General features: G+C 73.0%; 18 protein-coding genes and 1 pseudogene. 10 read left to right on the top strand and 9 right to left on the bottom strand.

Annotation, left to right across the window (positions count from 1 at the left end):
* The first annotated feature begins 376 nt into the window (after positions 1 to 376).
* The 3 genes and pseudogenes from H1226_RS09945 to H1226_RS09935 all read left to right on the top strand — a co-directional run bounded on the left by H1226_RS09945 (position 377) and on the right by H1226_RS09935 (position 3,307).
* Complete coding sequence (locus H1226_RS09945; RefSeq protein ID WP_258349385.1) at positions 377 to 1,576, top strand: ABC transporter substrate-binding protein; 1,200 nt, start codon at positions 377 to 379, stop codon at positions 1,574 to 1,576.
* Positions 1,573 to 2,483: pseudogene (locus H1226_RS09940) on the top strand (carbohydrate ABC transporter permease). Before H1226_RS09945 ends, H1226_RS09940 begins: the two are co-directional and overlap by 4 nt.
* Positions 2,480 to 3,307, top strand: coding sequence for a carbohydrate ABC transporter permease (locus tag H1226_RS09935; RefSeq protein ID WP_258348619.1), 828 nt, complete (start codon positions 2,480 to 2,482; stop codon positions 3,305 to 3,307). The pseudogene H1226_RS09940 and the gene H1226_RS09935 overlap by 4 nt, the downstream one beginning before the upstream one ends.
* A 173-nt stretch (positions 3,308 to 3,480) precedes the next feature.
* On the opposite strand, the gene H1226_RS09930 is transcribed toward H1226_RS09935, so the two are convergent.
* Positions 3,481 to 4,134 (bottom strand): response regulator, encoded by a 654-nt coding sequence (locus H1226_RS09930; RefSeq protein ID WP_258348618.1) that lies wholly within the window; start codon positions 4,132 to 4,134, stop codon positions 3,481 to 3,483.
* Positions 4,135 to 4,138: 4 nt separating this feature from the next.
* Complete coding sequence (locus H1226_RS09925) at positions 4,139 to 5,557, bottom strand: sensor histidine kinase (RefSeq protein WP_258348617.1); 1,419 nt, start codon at positions 5,555 to 5,557, stop codon at positions 4,139 to 4,141.
* Positions 5,558 to 5,846: 289 nt separating this feature from the next.
* Between H1226_RS09925 and H1226_RS09920 the strand changes: the two genes are divergently transcribed.
* Positions 5,847 to 6,746, top strand: coding sequence for a CPBP family intramembrane glutamic endopeptidase (locus H1226_RS09920; RefSeq protein WP_258348615.1), 900 nt, complete (start codon positions 5,847 to 5,849; stop codon positions 6,744 to 6,746).
* A gap of 40 nt (positions 6,747 to 6,786) precedes the next feature.
* On the opposite strand, the gene H1226_RS09915 is transcribed toward H1226_RS09920, so the two are convergent.
* Positions 6,787 to 7,581: an acetoin reductase gene (locus H1226_RS09915; protein ID WP_224977616.1), complete on the bottom strand. Its 795-nt coding sequence runs from the start codon at positions 7,579 to 7,581 to the stop codon at positions 6,787 to 6,789.
* A gap of 174 nt (positions 7,582 to 7,755) precedes the next feature.
* On the opposite strand from H1226_RS09915, the gene H1226_RS09910 reads away from it, so the two are divergent.
* Positions 7,756 to 8,775: a CobW family GTP-binding protein gene (locus H1226_RS09910; RefSeq protein WP_373690073.1), complete on the top strand. Its 1,020-nt coding sequence runs from the start codon at positions 7,756 to 7,758 to the stop codon at positions 8,773 to 8,775.
* A 71-nt stretch (positions 8,776 to 8,846) separates the two neighbouring features.
* On the opposite strand, the gene H1226_RS09905 is transcribed toward H1226_RS09910, so the two are convergent.
* Positions 8,847 to 9,608, bottom strand: a complete 762-nt coding sequence (locus H1226_RS09905; RefSeq protein WP_224955539.1) for an MBL fold metallo-hydrolase — start codon at positions 9,606 to 9,608, stop codon at positions 8,847 to 8,849.
* 92 nt (positions 9,609 to 9,700) lie between these two features.
* On the bottom strand, positions 9,701 to 10,342 hold the full coding sequence (locus tag H1226_RS09900; RefSeq protein WP_224955538.1) for a carbonic anhydrase: 642 nt from the start codon (positions 10,340 to 10,342) through the stop codon (positions 9,701 to 9,703).
* A 392-nt stretch (positions 10,343 to 10,734) separates the two neighbouring features.
* On the opposite strand from H1226_RS09900, the gene H1226_RS09895 reads away from it, so the two are divergent.
* Positions 10,735 to 11,862 carry an NDMA-dependent alcohol dehydrogenase gene (locus H1226_RS09895; RefSeq protein ID WP_224977617.1) on the top strand — a complete coding sequence of 376 codons (1,128 nt, stop codon included), beginning with the start codon at positions 10,735 to 10,737 and terminating at the stop codon, positions 11,860 to 11,862.
* 87 nt (positions 11,863 to 11,949) lie between these two features.
* On the opposite strand, the gene H1226_RS28285 is transcribed toward H1226_RS09895, so the two are convergent.
* Positions 11,950 to 12,090 carry an aromatic-ring hydroxylase C-terminal domain-containing protein gene (locus H1226_RS28285; protein ID WP_344931350.1) on the bottom strand — a complete coding sequence of 47 codons (141 nt, stop codon included), beginning with the start codon at positions 12,088 to 12,090 and terminating at the stop codon, positions 11,950 to 11,952.
* 261 nt (positions 12,091 to 12,351) lie between these two features.
* On the opposite strand from H1226_RS28285, the gene H1226_RS09885 reads away from it, so the two are divergent.
* Complete coding sequence (locus H1226_RS09885) at positions 12,352 to 12,882, top strand: hypothetical protein (RefSeq protein WP_258348613.1); 531 nt, start codon at positions 12,352 to 12,354, stop codon at positions 12,880 to 12,882.
* 63 nt (positions 12,883 to 12,945) lie between these two features.
* Here the strand turns inward: H1226_RS09885 and H1226_RS09880 are convergent, their stop codons facing one another.
* On the bottom strand, positions 12,946 to 14,724 hold the full coding sequence (locus tag H1226_RS09880; RefSeq protein ID WP_258348612.1) for an FAD-dependent oxidoreductase: 1,779 nt from the start codon (positions 14,722 to 14,724) through the stop codon (positions 12,946 to 12,948).
* A 335-nt stretch (positions 14,725 to 15,059) separates the two neighbouring features.
* Here H1226_RS09880 and H1226_RS09875 point away from each other — a divergent pair, with 335 nt between their 5' ends.
* Both H1226_RS09875 and H1226_RS09870 read left to right on the top strand, forming a co-directional pair.
* Positions 15,060 to 15,929: a p-hydroxycinnamoyl CoA hydratase/lyase gene (locus H1226_RS09875; protein ID WP_258348610.1), complete on the top strand. Its 870-nt coding sequence runs from the start codon at positions 15,060 to 15,062 to the stop codon at positions 15,927 to 15,929.
* A gap of 66 nt (positions 15,930 to 15,995) precedes the next feature.
* Positions 15,996 to 17,483 (top strand): acyl-CoA synthetase, encoded by a 1,488-nt coding sequence (locus H1226_RS09870; protein WP_258348608.1) that lies wholly within the window; start codon positions 15,996 to 15,998, stop codon positions 17,481 to 17,483.
* Between the two features lie 69 nt (positions 17,484 to 17,552).
* On the opposite strand, the gene H1226_RS09865 is transcribed toward H1226_RS09870, so the two are convergent.
* Complete coding sequence (locus H1226_RS09865) at positions 17,553 to 19,013, bottom strand: aldehyde dehydrogenase family protein (protein ID WP_258348606.1); 1,461 nt, start codon at positions 19,011 to 19,013, stop codon at positions 17,553 to 17,555.
* Positions 19,014 to 19,120: 107 nt separating this feature from the next.
* On the bottom strand, positions 19,121 to 19,564 hold the full coding sequence (locus tag H1226_RS09860; protein ID WP_258349384.1) for a MarR family winged helix-turn-helix transcriptional regulator: 444 nt from the start codon (positions 19,562 to 19,564) through the stop codon (positions 19,121 to 19,123).
* A gap of 315 nt (positions 19,565 to 19,879) precedes the next feature.
* Between H1226_RS09860 and H1226_RS09855 the strand changes: the two genes are divergently transcribed.
* Entirely contained in the window at positions 19,880 to 20,284 is a 405-nt protein-coding gene (locus tag H1226_RS09855) for a cold-shock protein (RefSeq protein WP_258348605.1), read from the top strand.
* Positions 20,285 to 20,469: the final 185 nt, after the last annotated feature.

Raw genomic sequence — 20,469 nt, 5'->3', positions numbered from 1 at the left:
CGGCCGCAGTGCGTGCGGTGGACGAGCTATCGCGCGGCGATGCAGGCGGTGCCCGAGGAAGGAACGATCACGCCGGAGCTGCTGCGCGCCGTGCTCGGCGATGTCGAGGGCGAGCGGTGACCTGGACGCGGCCGGGACGGCCGCCACTCCATCGGGGGACGGATCGGGCGGGTGAGCGGCGTGGTGATCGGGTGGTCGTGCTGGTGAGCGGCGCAGGACCGACCGACGACCACGGTGTGGGAGCGGTTGACCTGCGCGATCTTGCGTCCTAGCGTCATCCGCCGTGCGCAGAACGACTTCGGGGGTGTCCTCGGCGCGGCTCGGCGGACCGGGGTTCACCCGGCGGTCGCTGCTGGCCGGCATCGGCTTGGGCGCGGTGGGCTTGACCGCCGCCGCCTGCGGCTCCAACACGGGGCGCGGTGGCTCGGCGCCCGGCTCGCTGCAGCAGTGGTACCACGCCTACGGCGAGGACGGCGTGCACGAGGCCGTGCAGCGCTACGCCGCCGAGTACCCGCAGGGCGAGGTCTCGGTGCAGTGGAACCCCGGCGACTACGACTCGAAGATCGTCACCGCGTTGCAGAACAGCGCGGTCCCCGACGTGTTCGAGGCGCAGGTCAAGGTGGACTGGGTGCGCCAGAACCAGGTGGTACCGCTGGACGACGTGCTCGGCGACGCCCGCGACGACTTCCCGGAGCAGGTGCTGGCGACCGCCACCGTCGACGGGCGGCTGTACGCGATCCCGCAGGCCGTGGACACGCAGGTGCTGTTCTACCGCAAGAGCAGGCTCGCCGACGCGGGCGTGCGCCCGCCGCGGACCGTGGACGAGCTGATCGACGCGGCGAAGCGCCTCGACTCCCCCACCTCCCGCGGCCTGTTCGTCGGCAACGACGGCGGCGTCGGCGTGCTCGCCGGGCCGCTGCTGTGGTCCGCGGGCCTGGACTACCTCACCCCCGATCAGCGGAGCACCGGGTTCGACGATCCGCGAGCCGCCGTCGCGTTCGGCAAGCTCGCCGAACTGGGCGACTCCGGCCTGCTGCTCGGCGCGCCCGCCGACTGGTCCGATCCGAGCGCGTTCATCGACGGGCTCGCCGCCATGCAGTGGACCGGGCTGTGGAACATCCCGAAGGTCGCGGCCGCTCTCGGCGACGACTTCGGCGTGCTGCCGTTCCCGCGCCTCGACGACCAGGGCGCGCCGTCGGTGCCGATCGGCGCGTACGGCGCGATGGTCAACGCCCGCAGCTCGGACGTGGCCGCCGCGAAGGACTTCGTGCGCTGGCTGTGGGTCGACCGCACCGATCACCAGCTGGAGTTCGCCGCCGCGTTCGGCTTCCACCTGCCCGCGCGCGACAGCCTCACCGGACGGGCGTCCGCCCTGCGCACCGGTCCGGCCGCCGACGCGGTGCGCTACACCCGGGAGCACGCCCACCTCGTCGGAGGTCCGATGTGGACTTCGGCGGCGGGTTCGGCGTTGTCCGACGCGCTGTTCCGCATCGCCCGCCAAGGCGCCGATCCCGTGGCGGAGACCCGGCAGGTCGTGTCCACTTCGGACGCCGAGTTGAAGCGCCTGCACGGGTGAGCGCCCGCACCCGCCGCGATGCCCGCGACTTCTGGCTGTTCGTCGGCCCGCTGCTGCTCGGGCTCGTCGTGTTCGCCTACGTGCCGATCGGGTGGAGCCTGTACCTGAGCTTCTTCGACGCCCGCAACACCGTCACGCCCGAGGTGTTCGTGGGCGTCGACAACTACACCGCGATGCTGGGCAACGAGGCGTTCCTCGCCAGCCTCGGCACGTTCACCGCGTTCGCCGCGGGCATCGTGCCGCTCACCTACGCGGCCGCGCTCGCCCTCGCGCTCGCCGTGGACCGGTTGCCGATCGCGAAGGCGTTCTTCCGGTCCGTGTTCTTCCTGCCGTTCGCCTGCTCCTACGTGGTGGCCGCGCTGATCTGGAAGACCTCGCTGTTCCCGGGGGTGAGCTCCGGGCTGGTCAACAGCGCGCTCGGCGCGCTCGGCGTCGCACCGGTGGCCTGGACCGGCACCGCCGACCCGCCGCTGTACTGGATCGTGCTCATCACCGCGCGGCTGTGGTTGCAGCTGGGCTTCTACATGCTGCTGTTCATCGCGGCGCTGCAACGTATCCCGCGGCACCTGTACGAGGCGGCGTGGCTGGACGGGGCGAAACCGGGCTGGCAGGTGTTCCGGCACATCACGCTGCCGCAGCTGCGCGGCACCAGCGTCGCCGTGCTCCTGTTGCTGCTCATCGGCGCGTTCCAGGCGTTCGACGAGTTCTACAACATCCTCGGTGACGCCCGCGGTTACCCGCCGTACGGTCGGCCGCCGCTGGTGTACCTGTACTACACGGCGCTCGGCTCCGGCGGCCAGGACCTCGGCCGCGGCAGCGCCGGTGCGGTGATCCTGTCCGCGCTGATCGCGTGGTGACCCTGGTGCAGGGCAAGGTGTTCGGCTTCGGCACCGGGCGGCAGCGGTGAGGCGCGGTGCGGCCGCCGCCGTCCGCTGGAGCGCGCTGCTGCTCGCGGCGGCGCTGTTCCTGCTGCCGTTCTACCTGCTGGTGCGCAACGGGCTCGCCACCCGCGAGGAGATCACCTCCCCGCACTGGACGTTCTGGCCCGCCCACCCGCGCTGGGAGAACATCACCGAACTGCTGTCGGCCAGCGACGTGCCGTTCGCGCGCAGCCTGCTGAACTCGCTGGTGATCGCCGTGCTGCAGACCGCCGGATCGCTGGTGCTCTGCGCCGCCGCCGGGTACGGGCTGGCGCGCATCCCCTACCGGCATTCCGGGAAGGTGCTGGGCGCGGTGGTGGCCACGCTGCTGGTGCCGACCTCGGTGACGTTCGTGCCGAGCTTCGTGCTCGTGTCCAGCCTCGGCTGGCTCTCCGACCTGCGCGGGCTCGTGGTCCCCGGCCTGTTCAGCGCGTTGAACACGGTGCTGTTCCGGCAGTTCTTCCTCGACTTCCCCGCCGATCTGGAAGACGCGGGGCGCATCGACGGGCTCGGGCGGTGGGGCGTGTTCCGGCGGATCGTGCTGCCGAACTCGACGGGGTTCCTGGCGGCCATCGGGGCGATCACGTTCATCGGCAGCTGGAACTCGTTCCTGTGGCCGCTGGTCATCGCGCAGGACTCGTCGTCGTGGACGGTGCAGGTGGCGCTGTCCGCGCTGCTCACCGCGCAGAACCCGCAGCTGAACCTGCTGTTCGCGGCGGCGGCGCTGTCCATCCTGCCGATCGTGCTGCTGTTCGCCGGGTTGCAGCGCTACCTGGTGCGCGGCGTCACCGAGACCGGCGTCAACGGCTGACCCGAGCGGGAAACCGGCCCGTCACGGCGGTGACATGCGGCGGGCCGAGACTGGACGTCCACCCCTTCCGCGGAGAGGACCGGACATGCCGCACCTCGTGGGAATCGCCGCCCTGATCACCGCCGGGCTCGCCGGGTTCTGGGCCGGGTACCGGTTCGACGCGGACCTCGCGGTCAGCGCCCGTCCAGGATCCCCGCCTCGTGCGCGACGATCGCGGCCTGGACGCGGTTGGTGCAGTCCAGCTTGGTGAGCAGCCTGCTCAGGTGCGCTTTCACCGTGCCCACCGCCATGTGCCGCCGCGTCGCGATCTCCGCGTTGGACAGGCCCGCCCCGACCTCGCGCAGCACTTCCAGCTCGGTCTCGGTGAGCTCGGCGAGCCGCCGCCGCGCCGGTTCGCCCGCGTCCGGGGTGAGCAGGTGCCGTTCGATGAGGCCGCGGGTGATCTGCGGCGCGAGGATCGGCTCCCCCGCCGCGACCTCGCGCACCGCGTGGATCAGCTGTGCCGGGCCGGTGTCCTTGAGCAGGAACCCGCTCGCCCCCGACCGCAGCGCCCGCGCCACGTTGCGGTCGTCGCCGAACGCGGTGAGCACGACGCTGCGGGTGCGCGGCGATTCCCGCGCGATCCCGGCGACCGCGGTGATGCCGTCCCCGCCGGGCATCTGCACGTCCAGCAGCGCCACGTCCACCTCCTGCCTGCGGCAGGCGGCGACGGCGGCGGGCCCGTCGGAGACCTCCGCGACCACCTCGACGTCGTCGGCGTTGTCCAGGATCAGCCGGATCCCCGCGCGCATCAACGTCTCGTCGTCGGCGATGAGCACTCTGATCATGCGCCTACGGTAGCGGCACGCCGCCAGAGCTGAACATCAGCGCGAACACCAGCACGCACACCAGCAGCAGCATCGGCACCGCCAGCACGAACAGCAGCACCCCGGCGCCGACCATCCGCGGCTTGGTGAGCACTTCCGCTTCCCGCACCGGCGGCCGTTCCCGCACCGGCGCTTCCGGTGGCGGCGCCGCGGGCGGGTGCGCGGGCAGCTCCGCGCGCACCGCGAAGCCGCCGTCCGCGCCCGGACCGCCGGTGAACGTGCCGCCGAGCATCCGGGCCCGTTCCTCCAGCCCGGCGAGACCGCTGCGCAGCCCGCGCGCCGGCGAATCAGGAGCGGCCACCGGCGCGTTGCGCACCCGCACCGACACGGGGTCCGCGGCCGACACCTCGACGACCACCGCGGCGCCCGGCGCGTGCTTGTGCGCGTTGGTGAGCGCCTCCCGGACAATGCGGTGCACCGCGTGCCGCACGCGAGGATCCACCTCGTCCAAGTCGGGGCCGTGCCAGTGCAGCTGCACCGCCATCCCGGCGGTGCGCGACTCGGCCACGAGCCGTTCCACGTCGGCCCGGCGGCCGCTGCTGTCGTCGCGGCCCGCGTCGGCGGCACCGGAACGCAGCACGCCGAGGATGCCGCGCAGCTCGGTGAGCGCCTCTTTCGCGGTGGCGCGCACGAACTCGGCCTGCTCGCTGACCTCGGGCGCCTTCTTCGCCGCCGACAGCTCCAGCGCACCGGCGTGCAGCGACAACAACGACAACCGGTGGCCGAGCATGTCGTGCATCTCGCCCGCGATGTCGGCGCGTTCGGCGCTGCGGGCCTGCTCGGCGGTGAGGTGGCGGACGCTCTCCAAATAGTCGTTGCGCTCCCGCAGCAGCCGCACCAGCGGTTGCCGGGTGCCGAGCAGCTGCCCGGCGACGGCCGGCACCCCCAGCAGCACCGCGGAGCCGACCAGAGTGAGCGCGAAGTCCGCGCCGCTCATCGGGACGGCCGGGCGCAGCAGCGCGTCGTAGGCCGCCCCCAGCACCACCGTGCCCAGCACCGCCGTCCACAGCAGGGCCGGGCTGCGGGTCCGCCTGCCCGCGGAGAACGCCAGCACCGGCAGCAGCAGCATGCTGAGCACCGCCTCGCCGAACACCAGCGCGGGCAGCACCGCGACGGGCCAGCGGCGCCGCGCCGGGACGAGCACCGCCGCCCACAGCGCGGAGAGCACGGCTACCGGCACCGGCGGTCGCGGCGCCGGGACCAGTTCCGGCGGCATGTTCAGCTGGATCGTCAGCCCGGCGGCGACCAGCAGCACGAAGCACACCGACTCCGCCAGCCGCACGCGGCGCGGCGCCGCCCGCACCGCCTCCCGCACGAGCCGCGGTTCCGCGGCGACCCGTGCCGCCAGCTCGCGCGGCGACGGCACCCTCTTCCCCGATGACACCACCCGATCATCGTGCCCGACGCCCGGCGGCCGGAAGCACCGGATGGCCACGACTTCGTGGCCGATCGACCGGCACGAGCATCCGGTCGGCCGACGATCGGGTGCGGGAGCAGCGCATAGCTTCGAGCCGGTTCCCGTGCCGGTGCCCCGCTCGGTGGCGACGCCGAGGACGGGCGATCACCGGAGCGGCTCGCACCGCCGCGGGGCCGCGGCGCCACCGATCCCGCGGCGCGGCGAGCGCCGAGGTTCCGAGCAACAGCCGACGAGACTTCCCCAGGAGGGGATCCGCATGGTCCCGACCACCCAGGACACCAGGACGCCCCGCCCCGGCAGCGGGATCCCGTACCACCTGCTGCAGCGCGGCTCGCGGCACCGCTGGTGGCGCACCCTGCTCGGCTTCCCGCTGCTGGGCCTGCTCGCGCTGGTGTGCATGGGGCTGGTGACCGGCGCCGTCTTCGGGCTGGCCGCCTTGGCGGGTGTGGAGCAGCACGACGGCACCTTCGCCGACCCGGTGTGGGAGTACACCGCGGGATTCCTGGTCGTCGCGGCGCTGCTGCCCGCGGTGCTGCTCACCGCGAGGTGGGCCCACGGCCGACCCGCCGGAACTCTGTCCAGTGTGGATGGACGACTGCGCCTGCGGTGGCTGGCGCACTGCACCGGCTGGGCGTTGGGCGGTTTCGCACTGGTCACGGCGTTCGGCCTGACCCGGGGCGAGCCGTGGCTCGCGGCGCAGTGGCCGGGGTTCGCCCGGTACGCGCTGCTGGCGCTGATCACGCTGGCGGTGGTGCCGTTGCAGGCCGCCGCCGAGGAGTACCTGTGCCGCGGGTTCCTGCTGCAGTCCTTCGCCTCCTGGTGGCGCACCCCGTGGCCCGGTGCCGTGCTCACCTCGGTGCTGTTCGTCGCGCTGCACGGGTACGACGACCCGCTGGTGCTGGCCGACATGTTCGTGTTCGCGCTGGCGATGAGCTGGCTGACCGTGCGCACCGGCGGCCTGGAGGCGGCGATCGCGCTGCACGTGGTGAACAACGCGTTCGGGATGCTGGTCGCCTGCACGCAGGGCGTGCCGAGCCTGGAGCAGTCCGGGGACTTCGCCGCCTGGGACGTGCTGCCGACGACCGCGCTGACCGTGGTCTACGCGTGGTGGATCGACCGGCTGGCGCGGCGCCGCGGCATCGCCAGGGCGGCGTGACTCCGGCGGGCCCACCGGGAGCCCGCCGGAGTCCCCCGCGTCAGGAGAACTGCACGCCGCCGTCGATCATCACCGACTGCCCGGTCATGTAGTCCGAGTCCGGGGATGCCAGGTACGACACGAACTTCGCCACGTCCTCCGGCACCGACACCCGGCCGAGGTGGATCAGTTCGGAGTACTTCTCGATCGCCGCGCCCTTGCGCAGCCCCTCGTTCTCGGCGAGCTTCTCGTCGATGTGGTCCCACATGGCGGTGCCCACGATGCCCGGGCAGTAGGCGTTCACGGTGATGCCGTACTGCGCCCACTCCATCGCCGCCGCCTGGGTGAGCCCGCGCACCGCCCACTTCGACGCCGAATACGGTCCGAGCAGCGGGAACGGGCGGTAGCCGACGATCGAACACGCACCGATGATCTTCCCGCCGCCGCCCTGCTCGATCATGCGCCGGGCGGCGGCGCCGTAGCACAGGTGCACCCCGCGCAGGTTGATCGACATCAGGTGGTCGAACTCCTCCGGGGTGACCTCCAGCAGCGGTTTGACGTGCGCGATCCCCGCGTTGGCGACCATCACGTCGAGGGAGCCGAGGTCGGCGGCGACCTGCGCCACCATGCCGTCCACGGCCTGCGCGTCGGACACGTCGGCGAGGGCGACCGTCGCACGGCGGCCCAGGGACTCGACCTCCGCCGCCACCGCCCGCGCGGCCTCGCCGTTCGCCGGGATGTCGTTGATCGCGACGTCCAGCCCGTCGGCGGCGAGCCGCAGCGCGATGCTCTTGCCGATCCCCTGCCCGGCGCCGGTCACCAGTGCGTTCCGCGGCGTCGTTGCCTGGTCGCTCATGTGCAGACCTCCGTGTTCGTGTCCCAGGTCACTCGACCCGGCGAACCGAATGCTGCGCGACCGACCGCCACCGCCCAAGGCCCGTTCTCACATGCTGACAACGGCACCGTCCGCGGCCGGGTCGCGCGGGGCCGGTAGGTTCGCGGCGGACGGACGCGGAGGAGGTCGATGCCGGTGGCGGGCGGGCGGATCCCGGTGGTGCTGGTCGCGGGCTACCTGGGCTCGGGCAAGACGACCCTGCTCAACCACCTGCTGGCGACCGCGGGCGGCACCCGGATCGGGGTCGTGGTCAACGACTTCGGCAGCATCGGCATCGACGCGATGAACGTCGCCGGGCAGGTCGATTCGATGGTCTCGCTCAGCAACGGCTGCCTGTGCTGCGCGGTCGACGCGAGCGGGCTGGACGCGATGCTGGAGCGGCTGGCCGAGCCGGGCGCGGGCATCGACGTGATCGTCGTGGAGTGCAGCGGGCTGGCCGATCCGCGCGAGCTGATCCGGATGCTGCTGGCGGGCGAGAACCCGCGCACCGGCTACGGCGGGCTCGTCGAGGTGGTCGACGCCGCCGAGTTCGACGGCACCGTCCGGCGCCACCCCGAGTTCGCCACCCACCTGCGGTTCGCCGACGCGGTGGTGCTGAACAAGGCCGACCGGGTCGGCGCGGGCGAGCTCGCCGCGCTGCGCGAGCGGATCACCGCCGAGGCGCCGGGAATCCCGCTGCTGGAGGCCGAACGCGGCCAGGTCGATCCGGCGTTCCTGTTCGACCGCCCGGAACGGCCCGCCGACACCGGGCCGCGCCAGCTGTCGTTCACCGACCTGCTCGCCGAGCACGACTGCGCCGAGCACGCGCACGCCGCCTACCGGAGCGTGGCCGTGGAGTTCGACGATCCGGTGGATCCGGGGGCCCTGATGGCGTTCCTGGACTCGCGCCCCGCCGGGCTGTACCGGATGAAGGGGACCGTCCACTTCGGAATTCCGGGGTACCGGCAGCCGTACCTGCTCCAGACGGTGGGCAACTACGTGCGCTTCCACCGGACGCAGTGGCCCGCGGGGGAAGCGCCGCGCACCGCGCTGGTGCTCATCGGCACCGAGCTGGACGAAGCCGACCTACGCGCCCGGCTCGCGGCCTGCGCGGCCGGGTCTCCCGCCGAGCACGGCGACTACGCGATGCTGCCCGTCCTCCGCTACGTCAGCTGATCCACCGCGGCTTCCGCGCGCGGTCCGCCGACCGCGCCGCGCACGCAGCCGGGGGGTGCGGACTCGGCCGGTCAGCGGAGGGTGCGGGCGGCGTTCTCGCGGGCCTCGCCGAGCGCCCTGTTCAACGATCCGGTGCGCATCGGGCCGTGGCCGGGCAGCAGGACGTCCGCGCCCAGCCCTTCCAGCGCGTCCAGCGACTGCACGGCGCGGGCGCCGTCGTGGTGGAACATCGGCAGCAGCAGCTGCGGCCCCTCGACCCGCGACGTGGGATGCCCGGTGATCACGGTGTCGCCGCTGATCACCACGCCGCGCTGCGGCAGGTGGAACGCGCTGTGCCCGGAGGTGTGGCCGTGCGTCGGCACCGGCACCGGCCGCCCCGGCAGGTCCAGCGCGCCCTCCCGCGGGAACGGTTCGGCGGACGGGACGGCGCACGGCTTCAAGGCCCCGGCCCGCACCACGTGCGCCGCCCACGGCAGCACGCCGGGCCGCCACGCGTTCGCCAGGATCTGCTTCGGCGACACCTGCTGCAGGTATTCGCGCTTCGCGTGCGCGACCTCGACCCGGTCCAGGTAGACGGGGAAGCCGTACTTGCGGGCCAGGTGCGGCAGCGATCCGATGTGGTCGACGTGCGCGTGGGTGACGAGCACCGCCTCCACGTCCCGCATCCGGTGGCCGACCTCGCGGACGGAGGCCTCCACCGCGTCGGCGTCGTCCGGGTAGCCGCCGTCGATCAGCGTCACCGAGTCGTCCTCGACGAGGATCACCCAGTTGCTGCTGCTCCCGCGGACCAGGTACGTGCCTTCGGCGGCCTGCACGACGCGGCTCTCGCTCATCAGGATCCCCTCCCGGGACGATCATGCCGCATCGACGTCCGGGCGGGACAGCGCGGTCGGGGCGCCGGTTGCGGACCGGCGCCCCGCGGGCACTAGTTCGCGACGAGGTGCTCGCCGAGCTCGCCGTGCGCGGCCACCAGGCGCACCGTGCCCTCGTGCAGGCGGTAGGACAGCCCGGCCACGGCGCAGCTGCCGTCGGCGACCTTCGCGGCCAGCACCGCCGAGCGCTCCACCAGGAACTCGGTGGTCTTGCGGATGTGCTCGTCGACGATGTCGTCGATCTCGGTGGTGCCCGCGGCGCGGGCGCTGAGCACGCTCGGGTAGACGCGCTCCACCACGTCACGCACGAAACCGGTGGGCGAGTTCCCGTCGACGTAGGCCTGCGAGGCGGCGGTGACGGCGCCGCACGAGTCGTGGCCGAGCACCACGACGAGCGGGGCGCCGAGCACGCCGACGCCGTACTCGATGCTGCCGAGCGCCTCGGCGCCCGCGACGTGCCCCGCGGTGCGCACCACGAACAGGTCGCCGAGCCCGCGGTCGAAGATGATCTCGGCGGCGAGCCGGGAGTCGGAGCAGCCGAACATGACGGCGAACGGCGTCTGGCCGGGAGCCAGCGCGGCGCGGTGATCGGCGTCCTGGTTCGGGTGCAGCCGCTCCCCGCCGACGAAGCGGGCGTTGCCCTGGATCAGCAGATCGAGGGCCTGGGACGGGGAGTCCGGATCGTTGAAGGGCATGTGCAGCAAGCTACCCGAGGTCAGGCGCGCACCGCGGTGGGCGCGATCACGATCGGGCGGGACGTGGCGGCCGCGCGCGGTTGCGGAGCGCGACGGGCCTGCCGCCGTTCGGACCAGCGCACGGCCCGCCCCTCCGGCCTGGCCAGCACATCCGATCGCGGATCAGCAATGCGCCGAACGGGCGGATCCCGCCTGCCACGACGGGGTTCCACTCACCCAACGAAGTCAGCGCTGACCGGTTGACCTGCCACTACGACCCATGACACGGTCTGCATGAGATTCAGGTCACCCGTGGTCGGCGCGCACCGTCCTGCGCCGGCCCGATGCCGACGACGCCATCGCATTCCGGCGGAGCAGCGCTGTCCGCCGACGCCCCGCGGGAGGAACGAATCGTGCAGACCAAGGCCGCTCTTCTCCACGAACCGGGCCAGGACTGGGCCATCGACGAGATCGAGGTGGGTGATCCGGTCGCCGGGGAGGTGCAGTTGCGGCTCGCGGCGACCGGACTCTGCCACTCCGACGAGCACCTGCGCACCAACGCGATGCCGGTGCCGGTGTACCCGGTGCTCGGCGGGCACGAGGGCGCCGGGGTGGTCACGAAGGTCGGGGCCGGGGTCACCGGCCTGCGGGAGGGCGATCACGCGGTGCTCGGGTTCATCCCGGCCTGCGGGGTGTGCCGGCCGTGCTCGGCGGGCATGCAGAACCTCTGCGACCAGGGCGCCGGCCTGCTCACCGGGCAGGCCATCTCCGATGGCACCCACCGGGTGACGCACCAGGGGCGGCCGGTGGCGCCGATGTGCCTGCTGGGCACGTTCGCCCCGTACGTGACGGTCAACCAGTCCAGCGTCATCCGGATCGAGGACGACATCCCGCTGGAGACCGCGGCGCTGCTGGGTTGCGGCGTGTCCACCGGCTGGGGGTCGGCGACGGAGATCGGCGCCACGCGCCCCGGCGACACCGTGGTGATCGTCGGCGCGGGCGGCATCGGCATCAACGCCGTGCAGGGCGCCGCCGCCGCGGGCGCGCGGTTCGTCGTCGCGGTCGACCCGGTGGAGTTCAAGCGGCAGAAGGCCGTCGAGTTCGGCGCCACGCACACCTTCGCCTCGATGGCGGAGGCGCTGGAGCCGCTGCGGGACATCACCTGGGGCAGCCTCGCGCACACCACGATCCTCACCGTCGGCGAGCTGCAGGGCGATCAGCTGGCCGAGGCGCTGGCGATCACCGGCAAGGGCGGGCAGGTCGTGGTGACCGCGCTCGCCGACATGACCGCGACCGACGCGAAGATCGGCATGTTCGAGCTGACGCTGCTGCAGAAGCGCATCCAGGGCGCGATCTTCGGCGGCGCGAGCCCGCGCACCCAGGTGCCGCGGCTGCTGGAGCTGTACCGGCAGGGGCGGTTGAAGCTGGACGAGCTGGTGACGCGCACCTACTCGCTGGACGAGATCAACAAGGGCTACCAGGACATGCGGGAGGGCAAGAACCTGCGCGGCATCGTCCGCTACACCGACGCGGACTGGTGAGGCGCCGCACGGCGAACCGATGAGCCGCCGGCACCGGGCCTGCCGCACCCGCGCGGCAGGCCCGGGCCGCGTCGCGGGCCGCTCGCGCTACTCCGGGTCGCCCGCCCACCGGTGCAGCGCTTCCGGCAGGCCGGGTGCCCCGGCGTCGTCCGCGGCCCAGACGACGATCCCGTCCGGACGCACCAGCGCGCCGGCGGGCGCACCGGGACCGTCCGGGACCGCGCGCACCCGCCCCGGCCAGCGTTCGGCGCTGCGGCGCAGGCTCACCGCGCTGCCCGCCGCCGCATTCCCGCACACCACCCGGCACGCGGCCGAGCTCACCGCCGGCACGGGGCACGAGCGGTTCGACTTCGCCGTGCGGTTGCTGATCGACGGCCTCGCGCGGCGCTGAACGCGCTCCCCCGTCCGGTCGTCGAGGCCCGCCGCGATCGGCCCAGCGGCCGGGACCCGTTCCGCCGTCGCGGAGCGCGCTCGGGCATGATCCCGGCCATGCCGATCTTCCTCGCGCCCGGCGTGCTCGCCGGTGCGCCGCCCGCGGTCGCGCAGGCCGCGCCGATCGATCCGATGCGCGTCGTGTTCGTGCTCGTGCTGGTGCTGCTGGGGATCGCCCTGGTGCTCGTGGTGCTGAGCAAGTGGCTGCGGTGGCGGCAGGGGTTCAGCGCGCCGCGCCAGCGCGAGCTGCTGTGGGCGATCCCGGTCGCGCCGGACATCCAGCAGGCGGTGCGGGAACTGGTGCGCGCCGACGACCGGGTGCGGGCGGTGAAGGTGCTGCGCGAGGCGATCCCCGCGGTGTCGCTGCTGCAGGGCAAGCTGCTGGTGGACCGGCTCGCCGAGCACGAGCACCCCACGAGCTACGCCGAGGTGGTGCGGGACCTGCGCGAGCGCGAACCGGAGCTCGCCCAGCGGTTGCGGCCGCTGATCGAGCACAAGGCGGAGATCGAAGTGGTGCGGCTGCTGCGCGAGCGGCTGGGGCTGGACCTGCGCATCGCGGGCGAACTCGCCAAGTCCATGCAGGAGTGATCTCCCCGCGGTGGTGCGGGAATCCGGCGCGAACCGGGTTCCCGCACCCCGCTCAGCCGGCGCTCACCTCGCGAGGATGGCGCGCAGCGCGTCCCGCAGCGCGGCCTCCGGGTCGGCGGGAAGCCGGTGCGCGCGCCAGCCGATGTGCTTGTCCGGCCGCACGAGCAGCACCCCGTCCTCGGCGACCTCCCGCAGCCGCGCCCAGTCGAAGTACAGGTCGGTGACCTCGCGCCCGGGCCCGATCACCACCGCCTCGACCGGCACGCCCAGCTCGTGCCCGACCTTGTCCGCGGCGTCCTTCCACGCCTGCCCGGTGATGCCGGTGAGCAGCGTGAAACGGCCGGCGGGCGCGAGGTCGTGGGTGGAGTACCGGCGGGACCGGTCCCCGACCCACGCGTGCGGCAGCCGGGATCCGGGCACGGTCGAGGGCTGGTAGTACAGCTCCGGGTCGCGGTCCGGTTCGGGCCGCGGGGAACCGTCCGGGACCACGGCGCCGGATTCGTAGAACTGGCCCATCTCCACGCCGTGCGCGTTGAACTCGTAGTCCTTGACCTCCATCGCGCGCCGCAGGGCTTCGCGCTTGGCGGCGCCGTCCGGGGTGGCGTCCTTGCGCTGCTCCATGTTGGCGAGCAGCTGCTCCTCCGGACCGGGTTCGGCGATGTCGAGCGCTTCGAAGAACTGCGCGAACTCGCGGCCGGACTTGTTGGCGCGCAGCACGATCTGCTCGGCGACGGGAGCGCGCTCGGCGGTGTAGCTGTCCAGCAGCCGCTCCCCCGCCTGCCCGCGCAGCACGGCGGCGAGCTTCCAGGCGAGGTTGTAGGAGTCCTGCACGGAGGTGTTGGAGCCGAGCCCGTTGCTCGGCGGGTGCTTGTGCACCGAGTCCCCGGCGCAGAACACCCGGCCGGACTGCAACCGGGTCGCGTACTGCTCGTTGTTGCCCCACAACGAGGTTCCGGTGATCTCGACGTCCAGCTCGGGCAGCCCGAGCAGCTTGCGCACGATGGCGGTGGCGCCGGCGTCGTCGAGCACCGGTGGTTCGCCGCGCACGTCGTAGCCGCTGACGATCATCCACTGGTTCCAGGGCCGCACCATCCGCACCGCGCCGGTGCCGATGCCGCCGACGTTGGTGCCGGGCTGCACCACCCAGTACAGCACCGAGGGGCGGTGCGCGACGTGCTCGGCGAGGTCGGCGGTGAAGGTGATGTTCAGCGATCCGGCGATGTCGAGCTCGCCGCGCATCGGCAGCTCGACGTCGGCGGCGACCCGGGACCGCGCGCCGTCGGCGCCGATCAGGTACTGGGCCCGGATGTCGTACTCCTGGCCGGTGAACCGGTCGCGGACGCGCGCCGTGACCCCGTCGGCGTCCTGCCGCAGCGACAGGTACTCGGTGGCGAACCGGGTCTGGGTGCCGCGCTTGGTCGCGTTCTCCACGAGGATCGGTTCGAGGTAGTTCTGCGGGATGTCGCAGTTCCACGACGCGGAGGCGAGTTCGTAGTCGGCGTGCCGGGCGGGATGGGTGCCCCAGGTGCGGATGCGGCCGAGCTCCTCGCCCGCGATGGCGGTGCAGAAGACGGTGTCGCCCATCAGCTCGTGCGGCGTGGCCTCGGCGATCACCTGCTCCTCGATGCCGACGTCGCGGAAGATCTCCATCGTGCGCTGGTTGGTGATGTGAGCGCGCGGGGTGTTCGCGGTCCACCGGTGCTTGGTCACCATCACGTTGTCCACCCCGAGGGTGGACAGGAACAGCGCCGCGGACGCGCCCGCGGGGCCGGATCCGATGATGAGCACCTCGGTCTGCACCGGGTCCGTCCGGGTGGCCGACTGCTGGTCGGGAACCGTCATCTGCTTCCTTCGCACTGGACGCGGGCACGCGCTCGGTCCGCCGGTACCTGCTCGCGGCTGGCCGGCGACCCGAGTTCGCGGCTGATTACAGCCGCAGCCCGCCAGTCGATCAAGGCTTCGGCGGCGGCGGTCGAGCTGGCATCCACTGTGGACTCGAAGCGGACATCTTTCGAGGAAGCAATTTCTGCACGAAGTGACCGCGCGGCCGGATCTCCCCCGCGGCACCGGCCGACGACCGTGATCCTGAACACGGCGCACGACGAGGACCACCTTGACCGGCCTTCCGCGGCGCTGCTACACATGAATCAGGAACCCTGATTCATGTGAGGTGGCGGATGAGCGCAGCGGTGGACGACGAACAGCGGCCGGGCACCCCCGAACCCTGGGGCGACACCGTCCTGGTGGAGTTCGACGAAGGCATCGCCTGGGTGACGCTCAACCGGCCGGACAAGCGCAACGCGATGAACCCGGCGCTCAACGACGAGATGGTGCGGGTGCTCGACCACCTCGAAGGCGACGAGCGCTGCCGCGTGCTGGTGCTGACCGGCGCCGGGGAATCCTTCTCCGCCGGCATGGACCTCAAGGAGTACTTCCGCGAGGTCGACGCCACCGGCAGCACCGCCATGCAGACCAAGGTCCGCCGCGCCAGCGCCGAATGGCAGTGGAAGCGGCTCGCGCACTGGATCAAGCCGACCATCGCGATGGTCAACGGCTGGTGCTTCGGCGGCGCCTTCACGCCGCTCGTCGCCTGCGACCTCGCCATCGCCGACGAACGGGCGAAGTTCGGGCTTTCCGAGGTGAACTGGGGAATTCCGCCCGGCGGCGTCGTCAGCAGGGCGCTCGCGGCCACCGTCAGCCAGCGCGACGCGCTGTACCACATCCTCACCGGCGAACCCTTCGACGGCACCGAGGCGGCGCGGATGCGGCTCGTCAACGAGGCGGTGCCCGCGGAACGCCTGCGGGAGCGGACGCGGGAGCTCGCGCTCAAGCTCGCCTCGATGAACCAGGTGGTGCTGCACGCCGCGAAGGTCGGCTACAAGGTCGCCGCGGACATGCCGTGGGACCAGGCCGAGGACTACCTCTACGCCAAGCTCGACCAGTCCCAGTTCGCCGACCAGGCCGGGGCGCGCGCGCAGGGGCTCAGCCAGTTCCTGGACGAGAAGGCGTACCGGCCGGGCCTGGGCGCCTTCGACTCGAACAGGTAGCACTCGCCCACCGCGGCGCGAGATCCTCCTCCCGCGTCCGGTGGGCGCTCGGCGAAAGGTGCACCGTTGCGAAACCAGGGGCTCGGGTCCTGGCCCGACCGGCGGGCCAGGATGACACCGCACCGGATCGCCCTGCGCCACGGCGACCGGACCACCACGTACGCCGAACTCGCCGAGCGGGTGCGGCGACTCGCGGACGGCCTGCGCCGCGCCGGCGTGCGCCAGGGCGACCGGGTCGCCTACCTGGGGCCGAACCACCCGGCGTACCTGGAGGTCCTGTTCGCCTGCGGACGGATCGGCGCGGTGTTCGTCCCGCTGAACTTCCGGCTCACCGCACCGGAACTGGACGTCGTCCTCGACGACGCGGGGGCGGTGCTGCTCGTGCACACCGCCGAGCACGCCGCCACCGCCGCCGCGCTCGGCACCCGCGCCCGCCGCGTTCCCGTCGACGCCGACGGGAACGTCGAGCACGCGGGCGGCACCGACGCGGTCGACCAACCGGTGCGCCCGGACGACCCGTGCCTGATCATGTACACCTCCGGTTCCACCGGGCGCCCCAAGGGCGTGGTGCTCACGCACGGGAACCTCACCTGGAACTGCGTCAACGTGCTCGTGGAGACCGACCTGGCCGCCGACGAGCGCGCGCTGGTCGCCGCTCCCCTGTTCCACGCCGCCGCGCTCGGCATGGTGTGCCTGCCGACGCTGCTCAAGGGCGGGACGGTCGTGCTGCACTCGTCCTTCGATCCGGCGGCGGCGCTGGCCGCGATCGAGCGCGAGCGGGTGACGTTGATGTTCGGCGTGCCCGCCATGTACGACGCGCTCGCCGCCCACGAGCGGTGGGACGCGACCGACCTGTCCGGGGTGCGGACGCTGCTGTGCGGCGGATCCCCGGTGCCCACCAGGACGATCGAGCGGTACCTGGCGCGGGGGCTGAGCTTCGTGCAGGGCTACGGCATGACCGAGACCGCGCCCGGCGCGCTGCTGCTGGACCGCGAGCACCTGACCACCAAGATCGGCTCGGCCGGGGTGCCGTCGTTCTTCACCGACGTGCGCGTGGTGGACGGCGACGGGACCGAGGTCGGGCCCGGCGAGCGCGGCGAGGTCGTGGTGAGCGGGCCGAACGTGATGCCCGGGTACTGGGGACTGCCCGCGGAGACGGGCGAAGTGCTGCGCGACGGCTGGTTCCACTCCGGCGACGTGGCGACCGTGGACGAGGACGGCTGCGTGCGGATCGTGGACCGGCTCAAGGACGTGTACATCTCCGGCGGGGAGAACGTGCACCCGGCCGAGGTGGAGAACGAGATCCACGCCTTCCCGGGCGTCGCCGCCTGCGCGGTGATCGGCGTCCCGGACGAGCGGTGGGGCGAAGTGGGCCGCGCCGTGGTCGTGCCCGAGGAGGGCGCCTCGGTCGATCCGGCGGAACTGCTGGCGCACCTGCGCGGGCGGCTCGCCGGGTACAAGGTGCCGCGGTCGGTGCGCTTCGCCGCCGAACTCCCCACCACCGGGTCCGGCAAGGTCCGCAAGGCGGAGGTCCGCGCCCGCCACGGCGGCTGAACCGCGCGGGCGGGCGGGCCGCACACCCCGGCGGAACGCCGGATCGCGATCGGAACGGGTGGGCCGGGGTCAGAACGGGTAGGTCGGGGCCTGGCGGCGGAGGGTGAGCCACTGGGTCTCGGTGAACGCCTCGGCGTTGGCGCGGGCGCCGCCGACGCGCGAGGAGCCGGACGCCCCGACCCCGCCGAAGGGCGCGCCCGCGTCGTCGTTGAACGTCTGGTCGTTGATGTGCACCTGGCCGGACGGGATGCGGCCCGCGATGGCCATCGCCTCCCCCAGATCGGCGCCGAGCACGCCGAGGCTGAGCCCGAACTCGCTGTCCGCGGCGAGCGCCACCGCCTCGTCCACGTCGGAGAACGGGCGGACGCAGGCGACCGGCCCGAACACCTCCTCCGCGTAGGCGGGGGTGTCGCCGGTGCAGTCGGCGAGGACCGTGGGCCGGTGGAACAGCCCCTCGTGCGTGCCGCCCGCGACCAGCCGGGCCCCGGATCCGGCGCTGCGCCGCACCAGGTCCTGGGCGTGGTCCAGCTGCCCGCGATCGACGATCGGCCCGAGCTGCACGTCCTCCCGGTACCCGTCGCCGACCCGCAGCGCGTCGGCCTTCGCCGCGAGCACCTCGACGTACTCCTGGTAGACGGATTCGTGCACCAGGTGCCTGCCGATGGCCATGCACACCTGTCCGGAGTGGATGAAGTTCCCGAACGCGCCGCAGGAGGCCGCCGCGGGCACGTCGACGTCGCCGAGCACGACGAGCGCGCTGTTCCCGCCGAGCTCCAGGTGGGTGCGGGTGAAGGTCCGCGCGGCGCGCGCCCCGATCGCCCGGCCGGCCGGGGTGGACCCGGTGAACGACACGATCCGCACTTCGGGCGCGTCGATCAGGGCGCCGCCGACGTCCGCGTCGCCCGGCAGCAGCTGCAGCACGCCCGGCGGCAGCCCGGCCTCCTCGAAGATCCGCGCGATCACCACGCCGCCGCAGATCGCGGTGCGCGGGTCCGGCTTGAGCAGCACGGCGTTGCCGAGCGCCAGCGCGGGCGCGACGGAGCGGATGGACAGGATCAGCGGGAAGTTGAACGGGGAGATGACGGCGACGACCCCCGCGGGCACCCGGCGCTGCACGCTGACCCGCGGCATCGGCGAGTGCAGCAGTTCGCCGTGCGGCGCGGTGGCGAGGGCGGCGGCCTCGGTGCACTCGGCGGTGGCGGCGGCGGTCTCGATGCCGGATTTGAACCGGGTGGAGCCGGATTCGCGCACGATCCAGTCGCCGATCTCGGCGGCGTGCCGCTCGAACAGCGCGGCGGCGCGGGAGAGCACCGCGGCGCGTTCGAACGGGGAGGTGGCGGCCCAGTCGCGTTGCGCTCGGGCGGCGCGGCTCGCCGCTTCGGCGGCGTCCTCGGGCGCGGCCCGGCCGACTTCGCCGAGGACGTCGCCGGTCGCGGGTTCGACGGCCTGCCGCGGTTCTCCTCCGGTTCCGGTGGTCCAGCTACCGGTGAAGATCCGGCCGGTCCAGTCCGCGTCGTCCAGCAGTGCCATGGTCCGCTCCCGTCCGCTTCGTTGCTCAGGGTTCCTGATAATCGTACTAGTCGGCCCGCGGAACGAGGAGCGCTCGGCGCAACCTCCGGCACCCGACCGCGGCACACCTAGGCGCGGCGCACCTCGGACACCGCCGCGAGCGCGGTGATCCCGTGCTCCAAGCCCTCGCGGAACGTTTCGCGCTGCCCGGGACTGAGATCGGCGAGCAGCTCGTCCTCCAGCTTCAGCACGGCCGGCGCGCACTCGGCCAGCAGCTCCGAGCCGGCTTCGGTGAGCGAGGCCAGCAGCACCCGCTTGTTGTGCACGTCCGGACCGCGCGTGATCAGGCCGCGCTTCTCCAGCGTCAGCACCATTTCGTGCATCGTCTGCGGCCGCAGGAACGAGCGGCGCGCCAGCTGCGCCGAGGACAGCGCGCCCCGGTTCTGCAGCACGGTCAGCGCGGTGTACTGCAGCGTGGTGAGCCCGAGCGGGCGCAGCACGTCGTCCAGCAGCGCCCGGATCACCAGTTCGAGGCGCTTGACCAGGTACAACGTCAACGGTGGACGCGGGATCGCGGCGTCGGCCCCGTCGGCCGCACCGGATCGCTCTGCTCGGCTGCTCACCCGCGTCATGATGTCACCTCCGCGGCAGTTCCGTCCGCGCCGCCCGCGCGATCGCGAGCCCTGATATCGAATCAGCAATGCTGATCTCCATCGAGCAGGGCCCGTCCCAGCAAGTCTACTGTGGACTGATGTGGTCCCGCGTCTGCCGCGAGAACCATCCGCGGCGGCCGATCGGCGGAGCCGGTTCCGGCCGCTCGCGTCGCCGTCACTACTATGCGAGCCGCACCAGCTCCGCTCAGCACTCGACTCCCGGGGGTCCACTCGATGGTGAACGGCAAGGTCGTCCGGTTCGACGACGATCGCGGCTACGGCTTCCTCGCGCCCGACGACGGCGGCGAGGACGTCTTCGTGCACGCGAACGACATCCAGGACTCCAAGCAGCAGTTCCGGCCGGGCGCCCGCGTCGAGTTCGCCATCGAAGCGGGCGATCGCGGCCTGAAGGCCTCGCAGGTGCGGCTGCTCGAACCGGCGGCCGACGCGGAATCCCGCGCGCCGCGCCGCGAGCAGGAGGACGACGGGCTGTGCGACGTGCTGTCCGTGCCCGAGTTCCGCACCGAACTCACCGAGGCGCTGCTGGAAGCCGCCCCCACCCTCACCGCCGCGCAGATCGTCCAGGTGCGCCGCAAGGTGACCGACATCGCGCGCAGGCACAACTGGATCGAAGCCTGACCTCACCGCCGCCCGCGTCCCCGGGCTGGGCAGGAGCAACGGCGCTGCCCGGCCTCGACGAGCACGTGCGCGGGTAGCGGCCCGATCACCGAACCCGGCCCGGAAGACGCCTGCTGCAGCGGCGCGAAGAACCCGGGAAGTCGCGCGCAATCGGGCACTTCCGCACTCCGCCGCCGCGCCAGGGG

The organism is Saccharopolyspora gregorii (assembly GCF_024734405.1).
In the GTDB taxonomy this organism is placed as follows: Bacteria; Actinomycetota; Actinomycetes; order Mycobacteriales; family Pseudonocardiaceae; genus Saccharopolyspora_C; species Saccharopolyspora_C gregorii.
The sequence above is the reverse complement of the archived record's forward strand: the minus strand, read 5'-3'. Positions and strand labels throughout refer to the sequence as shown.

Coding starts and splice junctions, on each gene's coding strand:
- H1226_RS09875 (WP_258348610.1), top strand. CDS start 15,060: ATGAGCGCAGCGGTGGACGACGAACAGCGGCCGGGCACCCCCGAACCC.
- H1226_RS09855 (WP_258348605.1), top strand. CDS start 19,880: ATGGTGAACGGCAAGGTCGTCCGGTTCGACGACGATCGCGGCTACGGC.
- H1226_RS09905 (WP_224955539.1), bottom strand. CDS start 9,608: ATGAGCGAGAGCCGCGTCGTGCAGGCCGCCGAAGGCACGTACCTGGTC.
- H1226_RS09885 (WP_258348613.1), top strand. CDS start 12,352: ATGCCGATCTTCCTCGCGCCCGGCGTGCTCGCCGGTGCGCCGCCCGCG.
- H1226_RS09865 (WP_258348606.1), bottom strand. CDS start 19,013: ATGGCACTGCTGGACGACGCGGACTGGACCGGCCGGATCTTCACCGGT.
- H1226_RS09920 (WP_258348615.1), top strand. CDS start 5,847: ATGGTCCCGACCACCCAGGACACCAGGACGCCCCGCCCCGGCAGCGGG.
- H1226_RS09880 (WP_258348612.1), bottom strand. CDS start 14,724: ATGACGGTTCCCGACCAGCAGTCGGCCACCCGGACGGACCCGGTGCAG.
- H1226_RS09915 (WP_224977616.1), bottom strand. CDS start 7,581: ATGAGCGACCAGGCAACGACGCCGCGGAACGCACTGGTGACCGGCGCC.
- H1226_RS09930 (WP_258348618.1), bottom strand. CDS start 4,134: ATGATCAGAGTGCTCATCGCCGACGACGAGACGTTGATGCGCGCGGGG.
- H1226_RS09900 (WP_224955538.1), bottom strand. CDS start 10,342: ATGCCCTTCAACGATCCGGACTCCCCGTCCCAGGCCCTCGATCTGCTG.